Annotated in this window: 20 protein-coding genes; 13 read left to right on the top strand and 7 right to left on the bottom strand. The window is 68.8% G+C overall.

Translation table 11 applies throughout. From position 1 onward, the window contains the following. The 4 genes from ACWDN5_RS25940 to ACWDN5_RS25925 all read right to left on the bottom strand — a co-directional run. A partial coding sequence (locus tag ACWDN5_RS25940) for an alcohol dehydrogenase catalytic domain-containing protein (protein ID WP_449678086.1) occupies positions 1 to 309 on the bottom strand: 309 nt, incomplete at its 3' end. A 304-nt stretch (positions 310 to 613) separates the two neighbouring features. Beyond that, positions 614 to 1,090, bottom strand: coding sequence for a MarR family winged helix-turn-helix transcriptional regulator (locus tag ACWDN5_RS25935; RefSeq protein WP_449678085.1), 477 nt, complete (start codon positions 1,088 to 1,090; stop codon positions 614 to 616). A gap of 370 nt (positions 1,091 to 1,460) precedes the next feature. After that, positions 1,461 to 2,354, bottom strand: a complete 894-nt coding sequence (locus tag ACWDN5_RS25930; RefSeq protein ID WP_449678084.1) for an AfsR/SARP family transcriptional regulator — start codon at positions 2,352 to 2,354, stop codon at positions 1,461 to 1,463. Further along, positions 2,341 to 3,234 carry an SDR family NAD(P)-dependent oxidoreductase gene (locus ACWDN5_RS25925; RefSeq protein ID WP_449678083.1) on the bottom strand — a complete coding sequence of 298 codons (894 nt, stop codon included), beginning with the start codon at positions 3,232 to 3,234 and terminating at the stop codon, positions 2,341 to 2,343. The genes ACWDN5_RS25930 and ACWDN5_RS25925 overlap by 14 nt, the downstream gene beginning before the upstream one ends. Positions 3,235 to 3,335: 101 nt before the next feature. On the opposite strand from ACWDN5_RS25925, the gene ACWDN5_RS25920 reads away from it, so the two are divergent. The 4 genes from ACWDN5_RS25920 (at position 3,336) to ACWDN5_RS25905 (ending at position 6,762) form a co-directional block, all read left to right on the top strand. Next, the gene (locus tag ACWDN5_RS25920) at positions 3,336 to 3,953 is read left to right on the top strand and encodes a TetR/AcrR family transcriptional regulator (RefSeq protein ID WP_449678082.1); all 618 of its coding nucleotides are present in this window, start codon (positions 3,336 to 3,338) and stop codon (positions 3,951 to 3,953) included. 53 nt (positions 3,954 to 4,006) lie between these two features. Beyond that, positions 4,007 to 4,732, top strand: a complete 726-nt coding sequence (locus ACWDN5_RS25915; RefSeq protein WP_449678081.1) for an SDR family NAD(P)-dependent oxidoreductase — start codon at positions 4,007 to 4,009, stop codon at positions 4,730 to 4,732. A 128-nt stretch (positions 4,733 to 4,860) separates the two neighbouring features. Then, positions 4,861 to 6,048 carry a CE1758 family FMN-dependent luciferase-like monooxygenase gene (locus tag ACWDN5_RS25910; protein WP_449678080.1) on the top strand — a complete coding sequence of 396 codons (1,188 nt, stop codon included), beginning with the start codon at positions 4,861 to 4,863 and terminating at the stop codon, positions 6,046 to 6,048. Positions 6,049 to 6,051: 3 nt separating this feature from the next. Continuing rightward, positions 6,052 to 6,762: a CE1759 family FMN reductase gene (locus ACWDN5_RS25905; protein ID WP_449678079.1), complete on the top strand. Its 711-nt coding sequence runs from the start codon at positions 6,052 to 6,054 to the stop codon at positions 6,760 to 6,762. Between the two features lie 4 nt (positions 6,763 to 6,766). Here the strand turns inward: ACWDN5_RS25905 and ACWDN5_RS25900 are convergent, their stop codons facing one another. Next, positions 6,767 to 7,276, bottom strand: coding sequence for a MarR family winged helix-turn-helix transcriptional regulator (locus ACWDN5_RS25900; RefSeq protein ID WP_449678078.1), 510 nt, complete (start codon positions 7,274 to 7,276; stop codon positions 6,767 to 6,769). Positions 7,277 to 7,362: 86 nt separating this feature from the next. Here ACWDN5_RS25900 and ACWDN5_RS25895 point away from each other — a divergent pair, with 86 nt between their 5' ends. The 6 genes from ACWDN5_RS25895 to ACWDN5_RS25870 all read left to right on the top strand — a co-directional run bounded on the left by ACWDN5_RS25895 (position 7,363) and on the right by ACWDN5_RS25870 (position 11,153). Further along, the gene (locus ACWDN5_RS25895) at positions 7,363 to 7,953 is read left to right on the top strand and encodes an NADPH-dependent FMN reductase (protein ID WP_449678077.1); all 591 of its coding nucleotides are present in this window, start codon (positions 7,363 to 7,365) and stop codon (positions 7,951 to 7,953) included. Positions 7,954 to 7,970: 17 nt separating this feature from the next. Beyond that, the gene (locus ACWDN5_RS25890) at positions 7,971 to 8,366 is read left to right on the top strand and encodes an ester cyclase (RefSeq protein ID WP_449678076.1); all 396 of its coding nucleotides are present in this window, start codon (positions 7,971 to 7,973) and stop codon (positions 8,364 to 8,366) included. 11 nt (positions 8,367 to 8,377) lie between these two features. Then, positions 8,378 to 8,833 (top strand): nitroreductase family deazaflavin-dependent oxidoreductase, encoded by a 456-nt coding sequence (locus ACWDN5_RS25885; RefSeq protein WP_449678075.1) that lies wholly within the window; start codon positions 8,378 to 8,380, stop codon positions 8,831 to 8,833. 37 nt (positions 8,834 to 8,870) lie between these two features. After that, positions 8,871 to 9,803 carry an NADP-dependent oxidoreductase gene (locus tag ACWDN5_RS25880; protein ID WP_449678074.1) on the top strand — a complete coding sequence of 311 codons (933 nt, stop codon included), beginning with the start codon at positions 8,871 to 8,873 and terminating at the stop codon, positions 9,801 to 9,803. Between the two features lie 18 nt (positions 9,804 to 9,821). Next, positions 9,822 to 10,145, top strand: coding sequence for a GNAT family N-acetyltransferase (locus tag ACWDN5_RS25875; protein ID WP_449678073.1), 324 nt, complete (start codon positions 9,822 to 9,824; stop codon positions 10,143 to 10,145). A gap of 183 nt (positions 10,146 to 10,328) precedes the next feature. Next, entirely contained in the window at positions 10,329 to 11,153 is an 825-nt protein-coding gene (locus ACWDN5_RS25870) for an alpha/beta fold hydrolase (protein ID WP_449678072.1), read from the top strand. A gap of 194 nt (positions 11,154 to 11,347) precedes the next feature. Here ACWDN5_RS25870 and ACWDN5_RS25865 read toward each other — a convergent pair whose 3' ends face one another. Together ACWDN5_RS25865 and ACWDN5_RS25860 are read right to left on the bottom strand one after the other, a co-directional pair. Further along, positions 11,348 to 12,355 (bottom strand): right-handed parallel beta-helix repeat-containing protein, encoded by a 1,008-nt coding sequence (locus ACWDN5_RS25865; RefSeq protein ID WP_449678071.1) that lies wholly within the window; start codon positions 12,353 to 12,355, stop codon positions 11,348 to 11,350. A gap of 13 nt (positions 12,356 to 12,368) precedes the next feature. After that, on the bottom strand, positions 12,369 to 14,288 hold the full coding sequence (locus ACWDN5_RS25860) for a hypothetical protein (protein ID WP_449678070.1): 1,920 nt from the start codon (positions 14,286 to 14,288) through the stop codon (positions 12,369 to 12,371). A gap of 323 nt (positions 14,289 to 14,611) precedes the next feature. Between ACWDN5_RS25860 and ACWDN5_RS25855 the strand changes: the two genes are divergently transcribed. From ACWDN5_RS25855 to ACWDN5_RS25845, 3 genes are read left to right on the top strand one after another with little or no spacing between them, the layout of a single operon-like run. After that, positions 14,612 to 15,280 carry a DUF998 domain-containing protein gene (locus ACWDN5_RS25855; RefSeq protein WP_449678069.1) on the top strand — a complete coding sequence of 223 codons (669 nt, stop codon included), beginning with the start codon at positions 14,612 to 14,614 and terminating at the stop codon, positions 15,278 to 15,280. After that, a complete protein-coding gene (locus tag ACWDN5_RS25850) occupies positions 15,277 to 16,308 on the top strand; it encodes a radical SAM protein (protein WP_449678068.1) in 1,032 nt (343 codons plus the stop codon). Before ACWDN5_RS25855 ends, ACWDN5_RS25850 begins: the two co-directional genes overlap by 4 nt. After that, a complete protein-coding gene (locus ACWDN5_RS25845; protein ID WP_449678067.1) occupies positions 16,308 to 17,873 on the top strand; it encodes a B12-binding domain-containing radical SAM protein in 1,566 nt (521 codons plus the stop codon). Before ACWDN5_RS25850 ends, ACWDN5_RS25845 begins: the two co-directional genes overlap by 1 nt.

Below are 17,873 nucleotides of genomic sequence, written 5' to 3'. Positions count from 1 at the left end.
GATGACGGTGTAGTCGGCCATCGCGGCGCGGGGCGCGAACCCGATCACCGGGTCGCCGACGGCGAAGCCGGTGACGCCCGGGCCGAGCGCGGCGACGACGCCGGAGAAGTCGTGCCCCTGGCCCATCGGGAATTCCGCCGGCCACCGCTGGGCGTACACGCCTTCGCGGATGCCGACTTCGGCCGGGTTGAGCGAGGCCACCACGACCTGGACGAGGAGCTGTCCTTCGGCGGGGTCGGGGCGGGGAAGGTCGACGACGGACAGGACTTCGGGGCCGCCGTAGCGGGTGAACTGCACTGCTCGTGGCATGGGGTCTCTCCTGGTCCGGGAACGTGGTCAGATCGAAACGAGTGGGCCGTGCCCGCCGAGAGGGTGTTCTCGACGGCCGTGCCCGCTCACTTGCTGCTGTGGTCTATTCAAAGCAAATGCATGAACGTTCACGTATTACTGGCAGTTCTGTGCCCTGCGTCGTCGCCGGTGATGGGCGGTGCGCTGGTCCTGTTGCTGCTCGCACCCGGACGGAGTCTCAGTGCGATGGGCGCGCTGGACTGTCCCGGGCGCTACGTGCGCTCAGACCCGGGTCGGCGCGCTGGGCCCGGCCTCCTCTCCGGGCTCAGTCGCCGGTGGTTTCCAAGTGGCGGCGCAGCGCCGCCGTGAGCTTCTCGACGCCCGCGAGCTCCTCGGCAGTGAGTGCGTCGACGAACAGCTCGCTGATCGCTTGCAGGTGGGGCTCGGCTCCGCGGCGCAGCTCCGCGGCCCCGGTCTCGGTCAGCACGATCTCGGCCGCGCGCAGGTCTTTCGCGCTGCCCTCCCGGGTGACGAGGTCTCGACTCTCCATCCGCCGCAGGTGGTGGGAAAGCCGGCTGCGCTCCCAGTCGCACACGTCGGCCAGTGCCCCCGACCGCAGCCGGTGCCCCGGCGCCTCGTGCAAGGCGAGGAGAACCTGGTAGTCCGCGGGAGACAAGATCGATTCGCGCTGCATCCGCCGCGCCATCCGCGTCTTGAGCCGTTCCGCGGTTTCGATGAAGTCCCGCCAGATCCGCAGCTCGTCACGCGACGGCCGGCGCCGCTGTGCGCTCGCCTCGCTCATGCCCTCACCCCGTAGTTGACCCGTCAGTTGCTGACGTGTCAACAATAGCTCCGTGGGGTTGACGCGTCAATTACTCACGAGACGCGCTGCGGAGCGGTTGCCCCCGGGCGAGGCTCTTGCCCGCGCCTCGCGGCCTTGCATGCGCGCGGTCGTTGGCCGCACCGTCACGTCGTGGTCGGGGCTCGGGCTTGCCGGCTGTGCCGTCTTGCGGAGTCCACGCTCGGACCTTTCCGGCGATGGGGAATGGGCGATTCGATCGGACTCGTGTCAGTCGATCGGGGACCAGCGGTGTTCCGGCGGTGAACCATGGTGATCACAGTGGCGGATGCATTCGGTGGCAGTGTCCGTCAAATGACCGGAGGGGCGACGGTCACAGGGCACGGGCCGCGTCCGGTCCTGCGGACGGTCCGCACCGGCAGGCGCGGTCGCGGTTTTCGCTCGGCCGTGGCCCGGTCGTCGGCTGTGTCCCGGCCGGAAGCAGGGCCGGGTCGGCGGCGAGGATGCGCTGGTGCATGGCGCGCAGCCCGGGGCCGGGTAGCAGGCCGAGCTCGCGGTCGAGCAGGGAACGGATGCCGGCGAAGACCTCGAGCGCGTCGGCCTGGCGGCCGGACCGGTAGAGCGCGAGCATGAGCAGTTCGTAGGGCCGTTCTCGCAGCGGCTGCTCGTCGATCAGTTCGGCGAGGGTGTCGGGGACCTCGGCGTGCTGTCCGGACGCGAGGTCCGCGGCGGCGAGGTCTTCGACCACGGCGAGGCGCAGCTGGTGCAGCCGTGCTCGTTCACCTTCGACGAACTCGCCGTTGGCGCCGGTGAGCGGTGTGCCCCGCCACAGCCCCACAGCAGTACGGAGCGCCGCGGCTTCCGACTGCCTGTCACCGTTTCTGCGTGCCGCGCGGGCGCGGGCGCGCTGATGTGCCAGGTCGATCAGGTCGGAATTGTGGGTCGGGATGGCGTGCAGGCCGCGCGTCGATTCCAGCACCGGGATGGGAAGCGCCTTGCGCAGGCGCGAGAGGTAGGTCCGGATCACGGCTGCGCCGGCGGCAGGTGCTCCCGCACCCCAGAGCGCGGCCACCAGGTCGTCGGTGGTTGCCGGTTTACCGTCTCGCAGCAGCAGATTCGCCAGCACGGCTCGTTGCTGCGGGGTGCCGAGGTCGAGTTCGGCCCCGCCGTACCAGGCCCGGACCGGGCCGGGGATCGCGAACCGCGGAACCCTGGCCGCTACCTGGGGTGGCGGCCAGGGCGCCGCGGACTGTTCAGGCGAGTGCACGGCTGAGCAGTTCCTCGGACGCGGCCATGAACTTCTGCACGTGCTGCGGCGTCATCGTGGTCGAGGGGCGGATCGGGCGGGCCTTGCGGTCGAACATCAGCCCACTCCGCCCGTCGAGGTCATCGGTGAACAGCAGCGGCACGATCCGCGTGGCGTAGGTCTGCGGCGACTGGGCCAGCAGGCCGACGAGCGCTTCGGTCACCTTGTGGGCGAGGCTGCCTTCGCCGAGGTAGTTCGCGCGGATGCCGGTCTTGATCAGGCCGGGGTTGAGCCCGAAGAAGGCCGGTCCGGCCGGTGTCGTGGCTTCGGTGATGGTCAGAGCCTCGTTGGCGGCGACGGTGTTCATGTGCGCGCTGTTCTGGTCGTAGCTGGTCAGCGCGTTGAGGTCGGCGGGGTTGCCGACCTGGTCGCCGCCAGGGCCGGCCATGATGAACACCCGTGCGCGGGGCGCCTCGCCGAGACGGGCCGTGCCGATGCGGTCGCGCAGTCCCTGGAGGATGGCGTAGCGGCTGAGGTAGCTGACCGCCATGTCCCGCTCGACGCCGTCGGCGGTCTCTTCGCGGATCTTGGCCGCGGTGATGCCGTTGGTGAACAGGACGACGTCCTGCGATTCCGCCGGCAGCTCGTGTCCGATCCGCGCCGCGTCCTGCATCGAGGACAGATCGGCCGCCACGAAGTGCAGTCGCGCGTGCGAGGCGTCACGCAGCGTGCGCCCGACGACCGTGACGTCGGCGCCGCGCGCCAGCGCCTGCTGGGCGATGGCGCGGCCGAGGCCGTTGGTGCCGCCGATGACGGTGAGGTGCTTGCCGGCCAGGTCCAGCTGGTCGACGGAGGTCGAACGAACGACGGTTTCACGGTCCAGCGTGCCGAAGGCTCCCATGACTGCCATCCCTCTCAAGTGCGATGTGGAGTGAGTGTGTTGCTCACCGTCACAGAACCGGGGGATCCCCCGTTTTATTTCTCCGCCAGTACGCTGAGGCCGTGGAAGATCTCGACTTCATCGGCGAAGCCCCACGTCGCGAACGGGTGGACGCGGCGCGGAACCGGCGGGCGCTGGTGAGCGCCGCTCGCGCGATGCTGGCCGAGGTGGGCGCCGACAAGATCACCCTCGACGGCCTGGCGGAGCGCGCCGGCCTGGGCAAAGGCACCGTGCACCGGCACTTCGGCACCAAGGCCGGCATCTTCCTGGCGCTGCTCGACGACGAAGAAAGTGACTTCCAGCACCGAGTCCTCAGCGGTCCTCCGCCGCTGGGGCCGGGCGCGGACCCGGTGGACCGGCTGATCGCGTTCGGGCGAGCCCGGATCGAGTTCCTCGTCGAGCACCACGTGCTCGCGCGCGGGGCGATGGGAGCAAGCATCTCCGGCGGGGCGCCCCACGCGGGAATCTGGCCCGCGCACATCCGGATGCTGCTCCGCCAGGCCGGACTGCCCCCGCTGGACCTCGACAGCCTGAGCGTGCAGCTCGCCTCGGCCATGGAAGGCCCGGGTCTGCTCTACCTGTCCCTGCCCGACCAGGCACACGTCGACCAGCGGATCCTGCGGCTGGCCGACAGCTGGCAGCTGCTCGTGGACAACCTCATCGCGGGGCTGCGGCGATAGCCGTCCTGCGGCACGTATGCGTTTCGTCAACGCCGCGCTGGTTGCGTGGAGACATGGCATCGCAGCAGAGAACAGCTCTGGTCTCCGGTGGGTCGCGTGGCATCGGCGCCGGCATCGTCCGCAGGCTCACCGCCGACGGCATCCACGTCGCGTTCACCTACGTCCACTCCCGGCAGCGAGCCGACGAACTGGCCGCGCAGACCGGCGCGCTCGCCATCCAGGCCGACGGCGGTGACCAGGGCGCCATCGAAGAGTCGGTACGCCGCACCGTCGAGCGGTTCGGCGGCCTGGACATCGTCGTCAACAACGCCTTCGCCGCCGAAGTGCACCCGCTCGCGCAGTTCCCGCTGGAGGCGTTCGACCGCATGCTGGCGGTCAACATCCGCGGAGCCTGGATCGCGATCCAGGCAGCCGAACCTCACCTGGGCGAGGGCGGGCGGATCATCAACATCGGCAGCGTCTTCGCCCAGCGCCAGCCGCCGGGCGCCATGCCGGGCATCGCCGCCTACAACCTGACCAAGGCCGCGCTCGAAGCCATGGCCCGCGGGCTGGCCCGTGAGCTCGCTCCGCGCGGCATCACCGTCAACACCGTCCTGCCCGGCGCGGTCGACACCGAGGCGCTGCCCGCGCACATGGCCGAGCAGATGTCCCAGTGGGCTCCGGCGGGACGCCTCGCCACCACGGCCGAGGTGGCCGACGCGGTGTCGTTCCTGGCAGCGGAAGGCGCCGCCTTCGTCACCGGCGTCAGCCTGCCCGTCGACGGCGGCTTCGGCGCGTAGCAGCCCACGCCGCCAAACGATTGACGCTTCAATATTGACGCGTCAATCGTTCGGGGTTATGGTTGACGCGTCAGCAACTGACGAGTCAACTACCTGGCGCTCGACGCCGGAAGGGGAGGCGGATCATCATGGAATTCGGGATCATGGGTGTGGCCGACATCGAGCCGGACCCGAACACCGGCTACACCCCCAGCGAGCACGAACGCATCACCGGCGTCATCGAGTCGGCGTTGTTCGCCGAGCAGGTGGGCTTCGACGTCTTCGCCTTCGGCGAGCACCACAACCCGCCGTTCGCGGCGTCCTCGCCGGTGGCGCTGCTGTCCTACCTCGCCGCGCGGACCGAGAAGCTCACGCTGTCCACCTCGACCACGCTGATCACCACCAACGACCCGGTGCGGATCGCCGAGGAGTACGCCTACCTGCAGCACCTGGCCGGCGGCCGCCTGGACGTCATGCTCGGACGCGGCAACACCGTTCCGGTCTACTCCTGGTTCGGGCAGAACATCCGCGACGGCGTCGAGCTGGCCCTGGAGAACTACAACCTGCTGCACCGGCTCTGGCGCGAGGACGTCGTGGACTGGGAAGGCAAGTTCCGGACGCCGCTGCAGGGATTCACCGCGACACCGCGCCCGCTGGACGACGTGCCGCCGTTCGTCTGGCACGGCTCGATCCGCACACCGGAGATCGCCGAGCAGGCCGCCTTCTACGGCAACGGCTTCTTCGCCAACCACATCCTGGCGCCCAACGCGCACTTCAAACGGCTCGTCGACTTCTACCGCACCCGCTACGAGCACTACGGCCACGGCCCGGCAGCCCACGCGATCGTCGGCCTGGGCGGCCAGGCGTTCGTGGCGAAGAAGTCGCAAGACGCCTGGGCGCAGTACCGGCCCTACTTCGAAAACTTCTCCGCCTTCCGCGGCGCCAACCTCGAGCAGTTCGCCGCCGGCACGCCGCTGAGCATCGGCAGCCCGCAGGAGATCATCGACAAGACCCTGACCTTCCGCGACAGCTTCGGCGACTACCAGCGCCAGCTGTGGGCACTGGACATCCTCGGCCTGCCGCACGGTGTGCTGATGGACCAGCTGGAGCTGCTCGGCACCGAGGTGCTGCCCGTCCTGCGCAAGGAGTTCGACAGCCGCCGCGCACCCGGGGTACCGGGCACCCCGACCCACCAGAGCCTCGTGAAGGCGAAGTACGGCGACGCCGAACCGCGCCAGCCACGCCCCAACCCCAACCGCGGCGACAACCTCTCCGGTGTGTCGCCCTATCAGGACAGCGACGCGGCCACGCCCGCGAACTTCCCCCAGGAGGTGTGAGTCATGACCGACAAGACTCCAGCGAACCCGCTCCGCGTCGTGGTGCTCAGCGCGGGCGTAAGCGACCCGTCGACCACGCGGATGCTCGCCGAGCGCACCGCCGCGGCGGTGATGGACCGCCTGCGCACCGGCGACCAGCAGGTCACCGCATCGTTCGTCGACCTCGCGGCGCTGGCCGCCGACATCGGACAGTCGATCGTCTCCGCCGACCCGGTCGCGACCGTCCAGCACGCGATCGAACAGGTCGGCGCCGCCGACGGGCTGATCGTCGCGACTCCTGTCTACAAGGCCGGGATCAGCGGCCTGTTCAAGTCCTTCGTGGACCTGCTCGACAACGACCTGATCGTCGCCAAACCGGTCATCCTCACCGCGACCGCGGGAACGGCCCGCCACGCGATGGTGGTGGACGAGCAACTGCGTCCCCTCTTCGCCTTCCTGCGGGCGATGCCGGTGCCCACCTCGCTGTTCGCCGCACCCGAAGACTGGGCGGACCCGGCACTGAGCAAGCGGATCGAGCGGGCGGCCGTGGAGTTCGTCGCACTCGTCCGGGCGCGCGTCGCCGACACGATCACCGACGCGGCGTGGAAGGGCTACCAGCACAACTTCAACGGCAACGCGACCCGCGCCGAGAAGACCGCCGACGACCTCGACTTCGACACCCGGCTGATGCGCCTGGCCGCAGGAGGACCCTCCCTCGCGGACGCCAGACCGTGACGGGCTACGTGCTCTCGCGCAGCGCCTTGCGGATGGACGGTGCCAGCGGCAGGTCGCTCGCGCTGAGCGCCGCCACGATCCGGGTCGCGGTGTTCTGCAACTCCGACCGCCCAGTCCGCCCGAGCCCGTCGAAGACCAGCTTCCGGACGGTCGCCACGTGACCCGGCGCCGCCTGCTCCATCTTCGCCCGGCCGGCCTCGGTGAGCACCGCGTTGGTGAACCGGGCGTCGTCGGGATCGGTGTGGCGCTCGACCAGGCCACGCTTCTCCAGCCGCGCGACCAGATGTGAGATCCGGGACAGCTCGGCGCTGGTCAAGACGGCCAGTTCGGTGAGGCGCCGCCGGCCCGAGGGCACCTCGGTCAGCCCCGCCAGCACGTAGTACTCCAGATAGCTCAGCTGCGCGTCACGCTGCAGCTGCGCGTCCAACGCGACAGGCAACAGAACCAGCGCCGCGTGCAGCGCGCGCCACGTGCGCGCCTCGTCCGCGGTCAGCCAGTCGGGTTCCTCCGTCACCGGGTGAGCCTACGCCCGGTGGATCTTCGGGAGCCAGGCTGATAGAACTACGTGAACGTTCATGTAATCAACTCGAAGGATCACCGATGTCTGCTCTGAAGATCGCTGTCGTCCTCGGCAGCACCCGTCCCGGCCGCAACGGCAAGGCCGTCGCCGACTGGGTCCTGGCCCAGGCCGCCGGCCGCACCGGCGCCGAGTACGAGCTGCTGGACCTGCTCGACTACCCGCTGCCGCACCTGGACGAGCCGGCCTCGGCCAAGGCCGGCCCGGACCTGTACTCCAAGGACCACACCAAGGCGTGGGCCAGCAAGGTCGCCGAGTACGACGCGTACGTGTTCGTCACCCCGGAGTACAACCACTCCACCTCCGGCGTGCTGAAGAACGCGATCGACTTCCTCTACAACGAGTGGAACAACAAGGCGGCCGGGTTCGTCAGCTACGGCGGCGTCGGCGGCGCGCGGGCCATCGAGCACCTGCGCGGCGTGCTCAGCGAGCTGCAGGTCGCGCACGTGCAGCAGCAGGTCAGCTTCTCGCTGTTCACCGACTTCGAGAACTTCAGCGCCTTCAAGCCCGCCGAGATCAACGCCACCTTCGCCCAGGTGCTGTTCGACCAGCTGGAAAGCTGGGCCGGCGCGATGCGGTCGGTGCGCGAAGCCGCCGCGGTCGCGGCCGTCTGACCCGCCGCCGACAACCCGTGTCCCCCCACAACGCGTATGAGTTCTACCGTCGCTACCTCGACCTGCTCAACAACCGGCAGTTCGACGAACTCGGTGAGCTCCTCCACGAGCAGGTCACCCGCAACGGCATAGTGGTCGACCGCGACCAGGTCATCGCCGACATCCGCCACACCACCACCGAAGCGGTCCCCGACCTGGTCTGGACCCTCCGCGACGTCATCGCCGTTGACGACCGCCTGGCCGCCCGCCTCACCGACACCGGCACACCGGTGGGCGAGTGGATCGGCATCCGCCCCACCGGCGGCTCGTTCGAAATCGACGAAACCGTCTTCTACCGAATCCGCGACGGCCGCATCGACGACATGTGGTACGTCGTCGACACCATGACCGCACAGCGGCAACTCGACTCTTAAGGAGCATCGTCATGCCTCTGCACGGCGAGTACTCGCCACCGACGTTCGACCTGGCCCGCGAGCAGGTCGAAGCCTTCGAAGCGCACGACGGCGCCGGCGACACCGGCAAGAACCCGGCCGGCGCCCCGATCATCATCCTCACCAGCGTCGGCGCCAAGACCGGCAAGCTGCGCAAATCCCCGCTGATACGGATCGAGCACGACGGCGTCTACGCCGTGGTCGCCTCCCTCGGCGGCGCCCCGACCAACCCCGCCTGGTACGCGAATCTCACGGCCAACCCGCACGTCGAACTGCAGGACGGCGCGCACAAGCACGACTACCTCGCCCGGGAAGTCGACGACGAGGAGTACCAGGTGTGGTGGGAGCGGGCGATCGTCGTCTGGCCGGACTACGTCGAATACCAGAAGAAAACGGACCGGAAGATGCCGATCTTCGTGCTCGAGCGGATGGCCGGACAACCCGACTGACCCACCCGACCACCGACCCGGCAGCCAGGAGGCGATCGTGCCCAGAGCAGTGCAGTTCACCCGTTACGGCGGACCCGAAGTCCTGTCCGTCGTCGATGTCGCCCGCCCCGATCCCGCCGAGGGACAGCTCCTCGTCGAGGTCGTGGTGGCCTCGCTCAACCCGGCCGAGGTCGGCATCCGCGAGGGCGCCTTCGCCCGGGTCTGGCCGGCGGAGTTCCCGATGGGCCAGGGGCACGACTTCTCCGGCGTGGTCGCCGGGCTCGGCCCGGGCGTCACCGGCTTCGCCGTCGGCGACCCGGTGATCGGGTTCGCGCCTCGCGCCGCGATGGCCGACTTCACCGTCGTCGACGCGAACACCGCGGCCACGCTTCCCGCCGGAATCGACTTCGCGTCCGCCGCGACCATTCCCGCCTCGGGTGCCACCGGGTGGGCGGGCGTCGCGGCGGTCAAGCCGGCTGCGGGCGAGACGGTGTTCGTGTCCTCGGCATCGGGTGGTGCCGGGGTGTTCACCGTGCAACTGGCCCGGCTCACCGGTGCCCGCGTCATCGGCGGCACGTCGCTGCGCAACGCGCCGCGCCTGCACGACCTCGGCGTCGAGCCTGTCGCATACGGACCTGATCTGGGTGCCCGGCTGCAGGAGCTGGCTCCCGACGGGATCGACGCGGTCATCGACACCTTCGGCGGGGGGTACGTCGACCTCGCCATCGAGCTCGGCGTGCCCCCGCACCGTATCAACACGATCGCCGACTACGCAGCGGTGCAACGCTACGGTGTGCAGGCCCGAGGCAACGGGGACGCCATGGCACCCGGCATCTGGGCCGAGCTGGCGCAGCTGATCGTGTCCGGGAAAGTCGTCGTGCCGCTCGAGGCCGAGTACCCGCTCGAGGAGATCCGCCGCGCCTACGTCGACGTCGCCACCCGGCACGGGTTCGGCAAACGCGTCGTCCGCCTCCGCCCCGACCCTAGCTAACCCCCCGCAGGAGAAACCATGAGCGACATCGACGTGCGGGACAACCCCGCTCAGCACCGCTACGAGATCACCGTGGACGGCGCACTGGCGGGCTTCGCCGTCTACTACCTCGAAGGACAGCGGATCGTGTTCGTCCACACCGAGGTAGCACCCGCCTACGAGGGCCGTGGCCTGGGCAGCAAGCTGGCCCGCCACTCCCTCGACGACGTGCGCGGCCGGGCACTGCGGGTGGTGCCGCTGTGCCCGTTCTACGCGAGCTGGATCGCGGCCCATCCGGACTACCGCGACCTGGTCGGCGCCGGCGTTCACCCCCGGTCTGTACTGCAGAAACACGAGGAGTGAGCCGAACCCGCCGCATGGTCACGGAGTGTCGGTAACCCGACGATTCCGTCATTTGACGGGCGTTACGGCGCCGCGGCTACGGCCACGATGGTCACTGTCGAACAAGGCGGCTTGCGGAGATTCCGGGAGCCACCGTGACCGCAACGAGGCCATGCCTCACCTTCAGGGACGGAGACCACGCCGATGCCGACCATCACCACCACCGATGGTGTCGAGATTTTCTACAAGGACTGGGGCACCGGCCAGCCGATCGTGTTCAGCCACGGCTGGCCCCTCTCGGCCGACGACTGGGACACCCAGCTGCTGTTCTTCCTGCAGCACGGCTACCGGGTCGTCGCCCACGACCGGCGCGGGCACGGCCGCTCCACGCAGGTCGCCGACGGGCACGACATGGACCACTACGCCGACGACCTGGCCGCGGTGACCGCCCACCTCGACCTGCACGACGCCGTCCACGTCGGCCACTCCACCGGCGGTGGCGAGGTCGTGCACTACATCGCCCGCCACGGCGAGTCCCGCGTGGCCAAGGCCGTCCTGATCGCGGCCGTGCCGCCGCTGATGGTGCAGACCGACGCCAACCCCGGCGGCCTGCCCAAGAGCGTGTTCGACGACCTGCAGGCCCAGCTGGCGGCCAACCGCTCGGAGTTCTACCGGGCGCTGCCGTCCGGGCCGTTCTACGGCTTCAACCGGCCGGGCGTGGAGCCGTCGGAAGCGCTGATCCAGAACTGGTGGCGTCAGGGCATGATGGGCGGCGCGAAGGCCCACTACGACGGCATCGTCGCGTTCTCCCAGACCGACTTCACCGAGGACCTGAAGAAGATCACTGTGCCGACGCTGGTCATGCACGGCGACGACGACCAGATCGTGCCCTACGCCGACTCGGGCCCGCTCTCGGCGAAGCTGCTGAAGAACGGCACTCTGAAGACCTACGCCGGGTTCCCGCACGGCATGCCCACCACCCAGGCAGACACGATCAACGCCGACCTGCTCGAGTTCATCCGGTCCTGACGCGAAGACCGGACTCGGCCATGCCCGGGTGCCGCAACGGACCCAGGCCCGTCGCGGTGAGGACGCCGGCCACGGATCCGGCTCACCGCGCCGGCGGTGGTAACGGCTGCAGGGCTCCCCATCGCTGGCGTTCCCCGCCGGACGCTGGACCAGATCGCCTCGCCGCCCTCCTCGGAGGACGGCGAGGCGATCGGTCAGCTGCCCGGGGTGAGGGGCGTTTTCGACACTCCCTTGCCGCCGGTGGCGGTGTTGGACGCGCCGATCACGTTCGGCGACTTCTGGGAGATGCAGCTGCTCTGGTTGGTGGCGTTGATGCCGTAACCCTGGGCGTTGGTCAGGGTGAAGGTGTTGCCGGTGAAGATGTTGCCGCAGCCGGTCTTGGCCCAGACGTTGTGCGTCTGGAAGCCATCGAGGTACGGGTTGGTCACCTTGTTGCCGGTGATCCGGTAGCCGTCGCCCTTGACGTCGATGGTGGAGTCGCCGGAGTTCTGGTTCTTCTCGCCCGTGCCGTCGAGGGTGTTGCCCGAGATGACGCCGTCGTGGGTGCCTTCCTTGATGTCGATGCCTTCGGCCGCGACGCCGGGGCCGATCTTGTTGTCCAGTACCTGGACGTAGTTGCTCGCGTCGGGCGCGGTGCCGCCGCCGGTTCCGTAGCATTCCCAGTTGCTGTTGGCCGAGCCGAGGTAGATGCCTTCGCCGTAGCCGGGCTGCTCTTTGCCGGTGTTGTAGACCGACGAGTTCTTGATGACGCCGTAGGCGCTGCTCTTGCGGAAGTGCACGCCTTCGTAGCCGATGTCGTGGACGGTGACGCCGTCGATGGTGACGTGGGAGGCGCCGTCGAGCACGATGCCCTTCTTCGAGTCCTTGACCGTGAAGCCCTTGAGGTTCCAGTAGCTCGCGCCCTGCAGCCAGAGGCCGTAGCCGGTTTGCCCGAACGGGCAGTCGGTGTCGCCGGGGTTGAACAGCGGGTCGTGCAGGACGGCCTTGGCGCTGCCGGTGAGGGTGATCGGCGCGGACGCGGTGCCGGGTTTGGTCGCCACGAACGCGCCGCTGTAGTCGCCGTCGGCCAGCACGATCGTGTCGCCCGGCTTCGCCGCGGACAGCGCTGCCGATAGCTGGGTGGCGGTGGCGACGCTGATCGTCGTCGCCGCGGGGTGCACGAGCTGCCCGGCCAGGGACAACGCTGCCAGTAGCTTGATCATCAGGTGACCCCTTTCAGCCGATGTTCTTCAGGAACAGGGACTTGGCCGTGCTGGTCTTCGTGTCGTCGACGCCGTGGCCGTTCGTGTAGTCCTTCTGCTCGTTGTGGGCCCAGTCCGTGATCGGTGTGCCGCCGACGTCCAGGTGGCGGAACCTGGAGCCGTCCCAGCCGAACTGGTAGATCTTCGCGTGGTCGGCGTAGTACGGCGTGTACGCGGCGGCGGCGGTGATCTGCTTGGTCATGGTGTTGTTGAAGAACACGTTGCGGGGACCGGAAGATCCGGACCACTTGACCGCCTTCTGCCCGGTCGACCAGTAGATCGGGAACCACGTCGATTCGTCGGGCCCGTCGCCGCCCTCGCCGCCGCAGTGCGCGGTGCAGTTGCCCGAGCGGTGGGCGTAGGAGACCTTGTTCGTGTTGTTCTCGAACAGGTTGTTGCGCTCGTAGCCGCCGTGGATGTTGAAGTCGGAGTCGATGTCGTTGCCGATCACGACGTTGCCCGACGCCGACCACTGGAAGGTGAAGTGCCGCAGGTCGCGGGTGGTGTTGCCGGCGTAGAGCGAGTCCCAGACCCGGGAGCCGCGGAAGTAGCCGTTGCCGCCCTTGCCCTTGTTCCACGAGCCGTCCAGCTCGTTGTTCACGATCTGCAGGTTCTTGGCCTCCTCGGTGACGATCGGGTGTGAGCCGGTCATCGTCGCGTGCGTGTTGCGCACCCAGGAGTTCGCCGCCCACTTGAACACGATGCCCTGCATGGCCAGCGACGGCGCCAGGTTGCCGTAGTTGTCCTTGGCCTGCGCCTCGGTGATGCCCGGCGGGGCCACCTGGCCGAACGTGAAGTCCTCGAAGCCGACCCCGACCACCGGATCGACGATCGGCGACGCCTTCGACGCGTAGACGCTGCCGTCGATCGCAGGTGAACCGTCCGAAGTGGAGTCGACCGGGACGTCGTACTCGAGCGGCTTGTCGATCGAAACCGTGTGGTTCGTGGTGTCGATCGCGGTGATGGTGAACCACTGCTGGCGCATGTGCAGGTTCTCCAGCGGCCACGTCGTGGGGTACGCGCTCATCGACTTGTAGAAGTCGATCGAGTTCGCCGCCCGGATGTTGATGAAGCCGCCGACCTTCATGTTCGTCGTTTTCGCGCTGGTGGCCAGGTAGACGGTCTTGTCACCGGTCCGCGCCGCGAAGCCCTTGTCACCGGGCTTCTCGCGCAGCTTCGCGCCGGCCTTCCAGTGCACGTTGATCGTGCCCTCGAAGATGTCCTTCCGGTTGGCCGGGGCGGACTTGTAGTCACTGGCGTAGCTCGGGTCGACGCCGCGCGACTGCACGCGGAAGAGGCCACGGCCCGGCCACAGCCAGCCGCCGGACGCGTCCCCGTAGTTCATGTTCTTCTGGTCCCACTGGTCGCCGTCCGGCGTGAGCACGTCGTACTCGGTGTTCTTGTCGGGGGCGTAGACGAACTTCGTCTTGTCCGTGCCGGCGCCGCGCAGGATCAGGTAGTTCGCGTCGACGTGGATCTCGTGGGTGACGTTCAGCGTGCCGGCCGGGAAGGTGATCAGGCTGAGCTTCGTGTAGCTGCCCGACGGCGAGCACGACGCATGAATCTTGTCGATGGCGGCCTGGATGCCGGCCGTGTCATCGACACCGTCGTCGGGCTTGACCTTGTAGGTGCTCGCGAGCTGGGCCGCGGTGATCCGGCAGCTCGCGCTGGGGTTCACGGCGTCGGCGCCCGGCAGGTTCAGCCCGCCGCGGAAACCGGCCTTGCTCCAGTCGTAGAGGCCCGGCACCGGCGCCGCGCGGTTGCCGGCCGAGGTGTCGAGGGTGGTCAGCGCGCCGGGGCCGGGCGAAGCGGCGGCGGACCACGACGGCCCGGTGACGCCGATGGTGGCGCACAGGAGAACCGCGAGGGATGCGGCTGTTTTGTGGCGTGACAAAGAGACCTCCGGAAGATGGGGGGACGCGGGCCACCGAGCGGGTGGCCGGTGCTGCCCGAGTCGCGGGCGACAGGCGGGCTGAGACGTCAGCGTTTGCTGGATTTCCTGCCCGCGATGAGGGCGGGGGCGAAGGCCGGTCTGCTCAAAGCTCCTCCATGGCTTGCTGGTTCACACCAGGACTGCGTGAAGGCGGCGGTGAGGGAAACGCTACAGCGTGCCTGCGCATTAGTAAAGTTACTTTCCAAACTAAGGGTCGTGGAGACCGTCACGGGGCCAGTCATTTGACGGGCGCTAGGCGCTGCGGGCCCGGTGAGAATCACGGCATGTCCGTCGTGAGCTCGCCGACTTCACCCACGCCGGAAACGGTGCACGGGCCCGACGTCGGCCCGTCGTGGCCCCGGCGTGTCGGATTGTCGCTGACCGCCGTGGGTGCGCTGGTCCTGATCGCGATGGACGTCTTTCCACCCACGATGCCGTGGAACCCGCTGCGCGACACCATGAGCCAAGCGCAGTGGGGCGCGGGGAAGTGGGCGTTCCGGCTGGCCGTCGTCGGGGTCGCGCTGGGATCAGTGGCCGCGCTGACGGCGACGGCGTTCGGACTCGGTCGCCGCCTCGGCTGGGCCGTCGCCGTGCCGGCCGGGATCTGGCTCGCCGGGCTGGCGGTGGTCACCGCGACGGTGCCGCACGTCCCCGGGACACCGCACCGCGTGGCCGGATCCGTGCACGAAGCCGCGACAGTCATCGCCTTCGCGGCACTGCCGGTCGCACTCGTGCTACTCGGCCGGCAGCTCACGAGGTCGTCGCCGAGGCGCGGGCGGCTCACCCAGGCGTCGGTGATCGCCGCGTCCTCGGTCCTGGGGGTGATGGTGGTGTGGTGGCTGATCGCCTTTGCCGCGGGGGTTCCGTGGGATCGGTCCGCTCCGGTCGGGCTGCTGGAGCGGCTCCTCGCGGTCGCCGAACTGGCGGGGGTCTTCGCGGTGGTACGGCCGTGACGAGACTGGCGCACGACTCGCCTCCGGTGGTGACGCGGTGGCAGAAGCAGCGCGCGAACCTGGACCGGCGCCGGCGCTGGATCGCCAACGCCGGACGTGGCCTGGTCGATCCGACCCGGCCCATCCTCGTGCACCTGGTGCCCATCCGCCGCTGCAACCTGGCCTGCGCGTACTGCAACGAGTACGACAAGACCTCGCCGCCGGTCCCGCTGGATGTCCTGTGCAAGCGCATCGACGAGGTTGCGCGGCTCGGCGCCTTCGGGATCGGGTTCAGCGGCGGTGAGCCGACGCTGCACCCGCAGCTGGACGAGCTGGTCCGGCACGTGCGTGCGCGCGGGATGATGGCGGGCCTCATCACCAACGGCTACCGGCTCAACCCCCGGCGGATCTCCGCCATGAACGACGCGGGGCTGGACTACCTGCAGATCAGCATCGACAACGTAGAACCCGACGAGACCTCGATGAAGTCGCTGCGCGTGCTCGACCGCCGGCTGGACTGGCTGAAGACCTACGCCACCTTCGACGTCAACATCAACTCGGTGGTGGGTGGCGGAATCAGGAATCCTGACGACGCCTACACCATCGCGCTGCGGGCGCACGAACTCGGCTTCTCGACGTCGGTCGGCATCATCCACGACGGCAGCGGGACTTTGCGTCCGCTGTCGGCCGCCGAGCGTGAGGTGTACCGGAAGATCCGCCGGCTGTCCCGCGGCGGGGCTGCGCTGCTCGGACAGGCTTTCGCCACCGGCTCTTTCCAGGACAACCTGGCCGAAGGACGGCCCAACGACTGGCATTGCCGTGCGGGAGCGCGTTACCTCTACGTCGACGAGGCCGGGATCGTGAGCTACTGCTCGCAGCAACGCGGAACGCCCGGGGTTCCCGTCGCGGAATACACCCTGGACATGCTGCGCGAGCACTTCCGCACACCCAAAGCGTGCGCGCCGCTGTGCACGGTGACTTGCGTGCACCGGGTATCGGAGTTCGACAAGTGGCGGGCAGCCGCGCCACCTCGAGAGGGAGGGGACTAGTGCCGGGCCGGAAGAAGATCATGGTCGTGTGTGCGAGCCTGCACAGTGACCGCGTCGCACAGCGCAACCGGCATTGGCTGCAGCCGTCGGCGGGTTTGCAGGTCGCCTCGCAGATCGACCCGAGCAAGTACGACGTCACGCTGTATCACGAGATGTGGCACGGCCCGCTCGGGGTGGACGTGCCTGCCGCCGATCTGGTCTTCCTCAACAGCCTGCAAATGGACTTCGACCGCCAGCGGCAACTTGCTTACCTGTTCAAGCGCAAGGGCGCGGTCACGGTCGCCGGGGGCAGCATCTGCACCCAGTTCCCGGCGTTCGCCGGCCAGTTCTTCGACGTCGTGTGCTCGGGCGGTGTCGACAGCGTCCAGGACGTGCTCGCTGACTTCGAGCGCGGTGAGCTGCGGCCCGTGTACTACTCGCCGCAGACCCGGCTTACCGACTACCCGATCAACTACCGGCTGCTCACCGACAACGGCATCGGTGGCCCGCTGCACTTGATCGAGGCCTCCCGCGGCTGCAACTTCCGCTGCGACTTCTGCGTGATCCCCGCGGAGAACGCACGCCACACCCGGTTCGGGGTGGACCGGGTGATGGAGATGATCGACAACGCCATCGCGGCCAGTCCGCCGATGTCGCTCAAGTGGCTGTACCCGTCGATCTCCTTCATTGACAACAACTTCGCCAACAACCGCGCCTACGCCCGGGACCTGGTCGCCGCGCTCGGTGCACATCGCCGGGTCCGGGCGTGGGGTGCTCTGATCACCCAGGAGACACTCGGGGACCACGAGCTGATCGCCGCCATGGCGAAGAACAAGTGCCGGACCTTGTTCGCCGGCATCGAATCGCTCGACCCGGAGTTCCTGGACGCGCACAACAAGCGGCAGAATACCCGCAGCGCTGGTTCACTGCTCGCGGACGTCGCGTTCGCGCAGCGGCAGGGGATCGCGCTGACCTACGGCTATCTCTTCGACCCCCGGATGTCCTCGGTCGAGCGCATGACCGAGCAGATGCGCGCGCTCGTCCGCAACGACGCGTTGCCGTTCCCGTCGTACTTCTCCTTCGTCGCGCCGCTGGCCGGCACTCCGCTCTTCTGGGACAGCCTCGGCCGCAACGAGCTGCGGCCGGGTCTTCGGCTGCGCGACCTGGACGGTATGTCGATTGCCTACCGCGACTGCGTCAGCTCCGAAACCGAGCTTTCGGAGTTCGCGCGGAAAGTCCACAAAGATCCCGCCGCGCTCATCGGCGGCCGGGAACTCGCGCGCAAAGCGCGCAAGGGTGTGCTGAAGTCCCACGGATACCAGCCGATCGCGACCCTGGCGTCGATGGTCAACAGCCACCGGGTCCTGCGGCTGTCCCGCAGGTCGGCCGAGGATCCCGGACGCAGCTATCTCGGCGGTGACGACGTCCTCGACCCGCAGTACACCTGGTGCCCGGCCGATCTGTCCGAACCGGACCGCCGCCGCTTCTTCGACCCGATCCGGATCACCGAAGCCGACGGCAGTCCGTCCCCCTGGCTTCAGGACGCCCGGCCGCCGGACCGGAAACTGCATCTGCCCTCCGCCTGA

Source organism: Amycolatopsis sp. NPDC003731, from assembly GCF_053586895.1.
This window is presented reverse-complemented; position numbering and strand designations above follow the sequence as displayed.

Coding starts and splice junctions, on each gene's coding strand:
- ACWDN5_RS25935 (WP_449678085.1), bottom strand. CDS start 1,090: ATGAGCGAGGCGAGCGCACAGCGGCGCCGGCCGTCGCGTGACGAGCTG.
- ACWDN5_RS25925 (WP_449678083.1), bottom strand. CDS start 3,234: ATGGGAGCCTTCGGCACGCTGGACCGTGAAACCGTCGTTCGTTCGACC.
- ACWDN5_RS25915 (WP_449678081.1), top strand. CDS start 4,007: ATGGCATCGCAGCAGAGAACAGCTCTGGTCTCCGGTGGGTCGCGTGGC.
- ACWDN5_RS25910 (WP_449678080.1), top strand. CDS start 4,861: ATGGAATTCGGGATCATGGGTGTGGCCGACATCGAGCCGGACCCGAAC.
- ACWDN5_RS25905 (WP_449678079.1), top strand. CDS start 6,052: ATGACCGACAAGACTCCAGCGAACCCGCTCCGCGTCGTGGTGCTCAGC.
- ACWDN5_RS25895 (WP_449678077.1), top strand. CDS start 7,363: ATGTCTGCTCTGAAGATCGCTGTCGTCCTCGGCAGCACCCGTCCCGGC.
- ACWDN5_RS25885 (WP_449678075.1), top strand. CDS start 8,378: ATGCCTCTGCACGGCGAGTACTCGCCACCGACGTTCGACCTGGCCCGC.
- ACWDN5_RS25875 (WP_449678073.1), top strand. CDS start 9,822: ATGAGCGACATCGACGTGCGGGACAACCCCGCTCAGCACCGCTACGAG.
- ACWDN5_RS25870 (WP_449678072.1), top strand. CDS start 10,329: ATGCCGACCATCACCACCACCGATGGTGTCGAGATTTTCTACAAGGAC.
- ACWDN5_RS25865 (WP_449678071.1), bottom strand. CDS start 12,355: ATGATCAAGCTACTGGCAGCGTTGTCCCTGGCCGGGCAGCTCGTGCAC.
- ACWDN5_RS25855 (WP_449678069.1), top strand. CDS start 14,612: ATGTCCGTCGTGAGCTCGCCGACTTCACCCACGCCGGAAACGGTGCAC.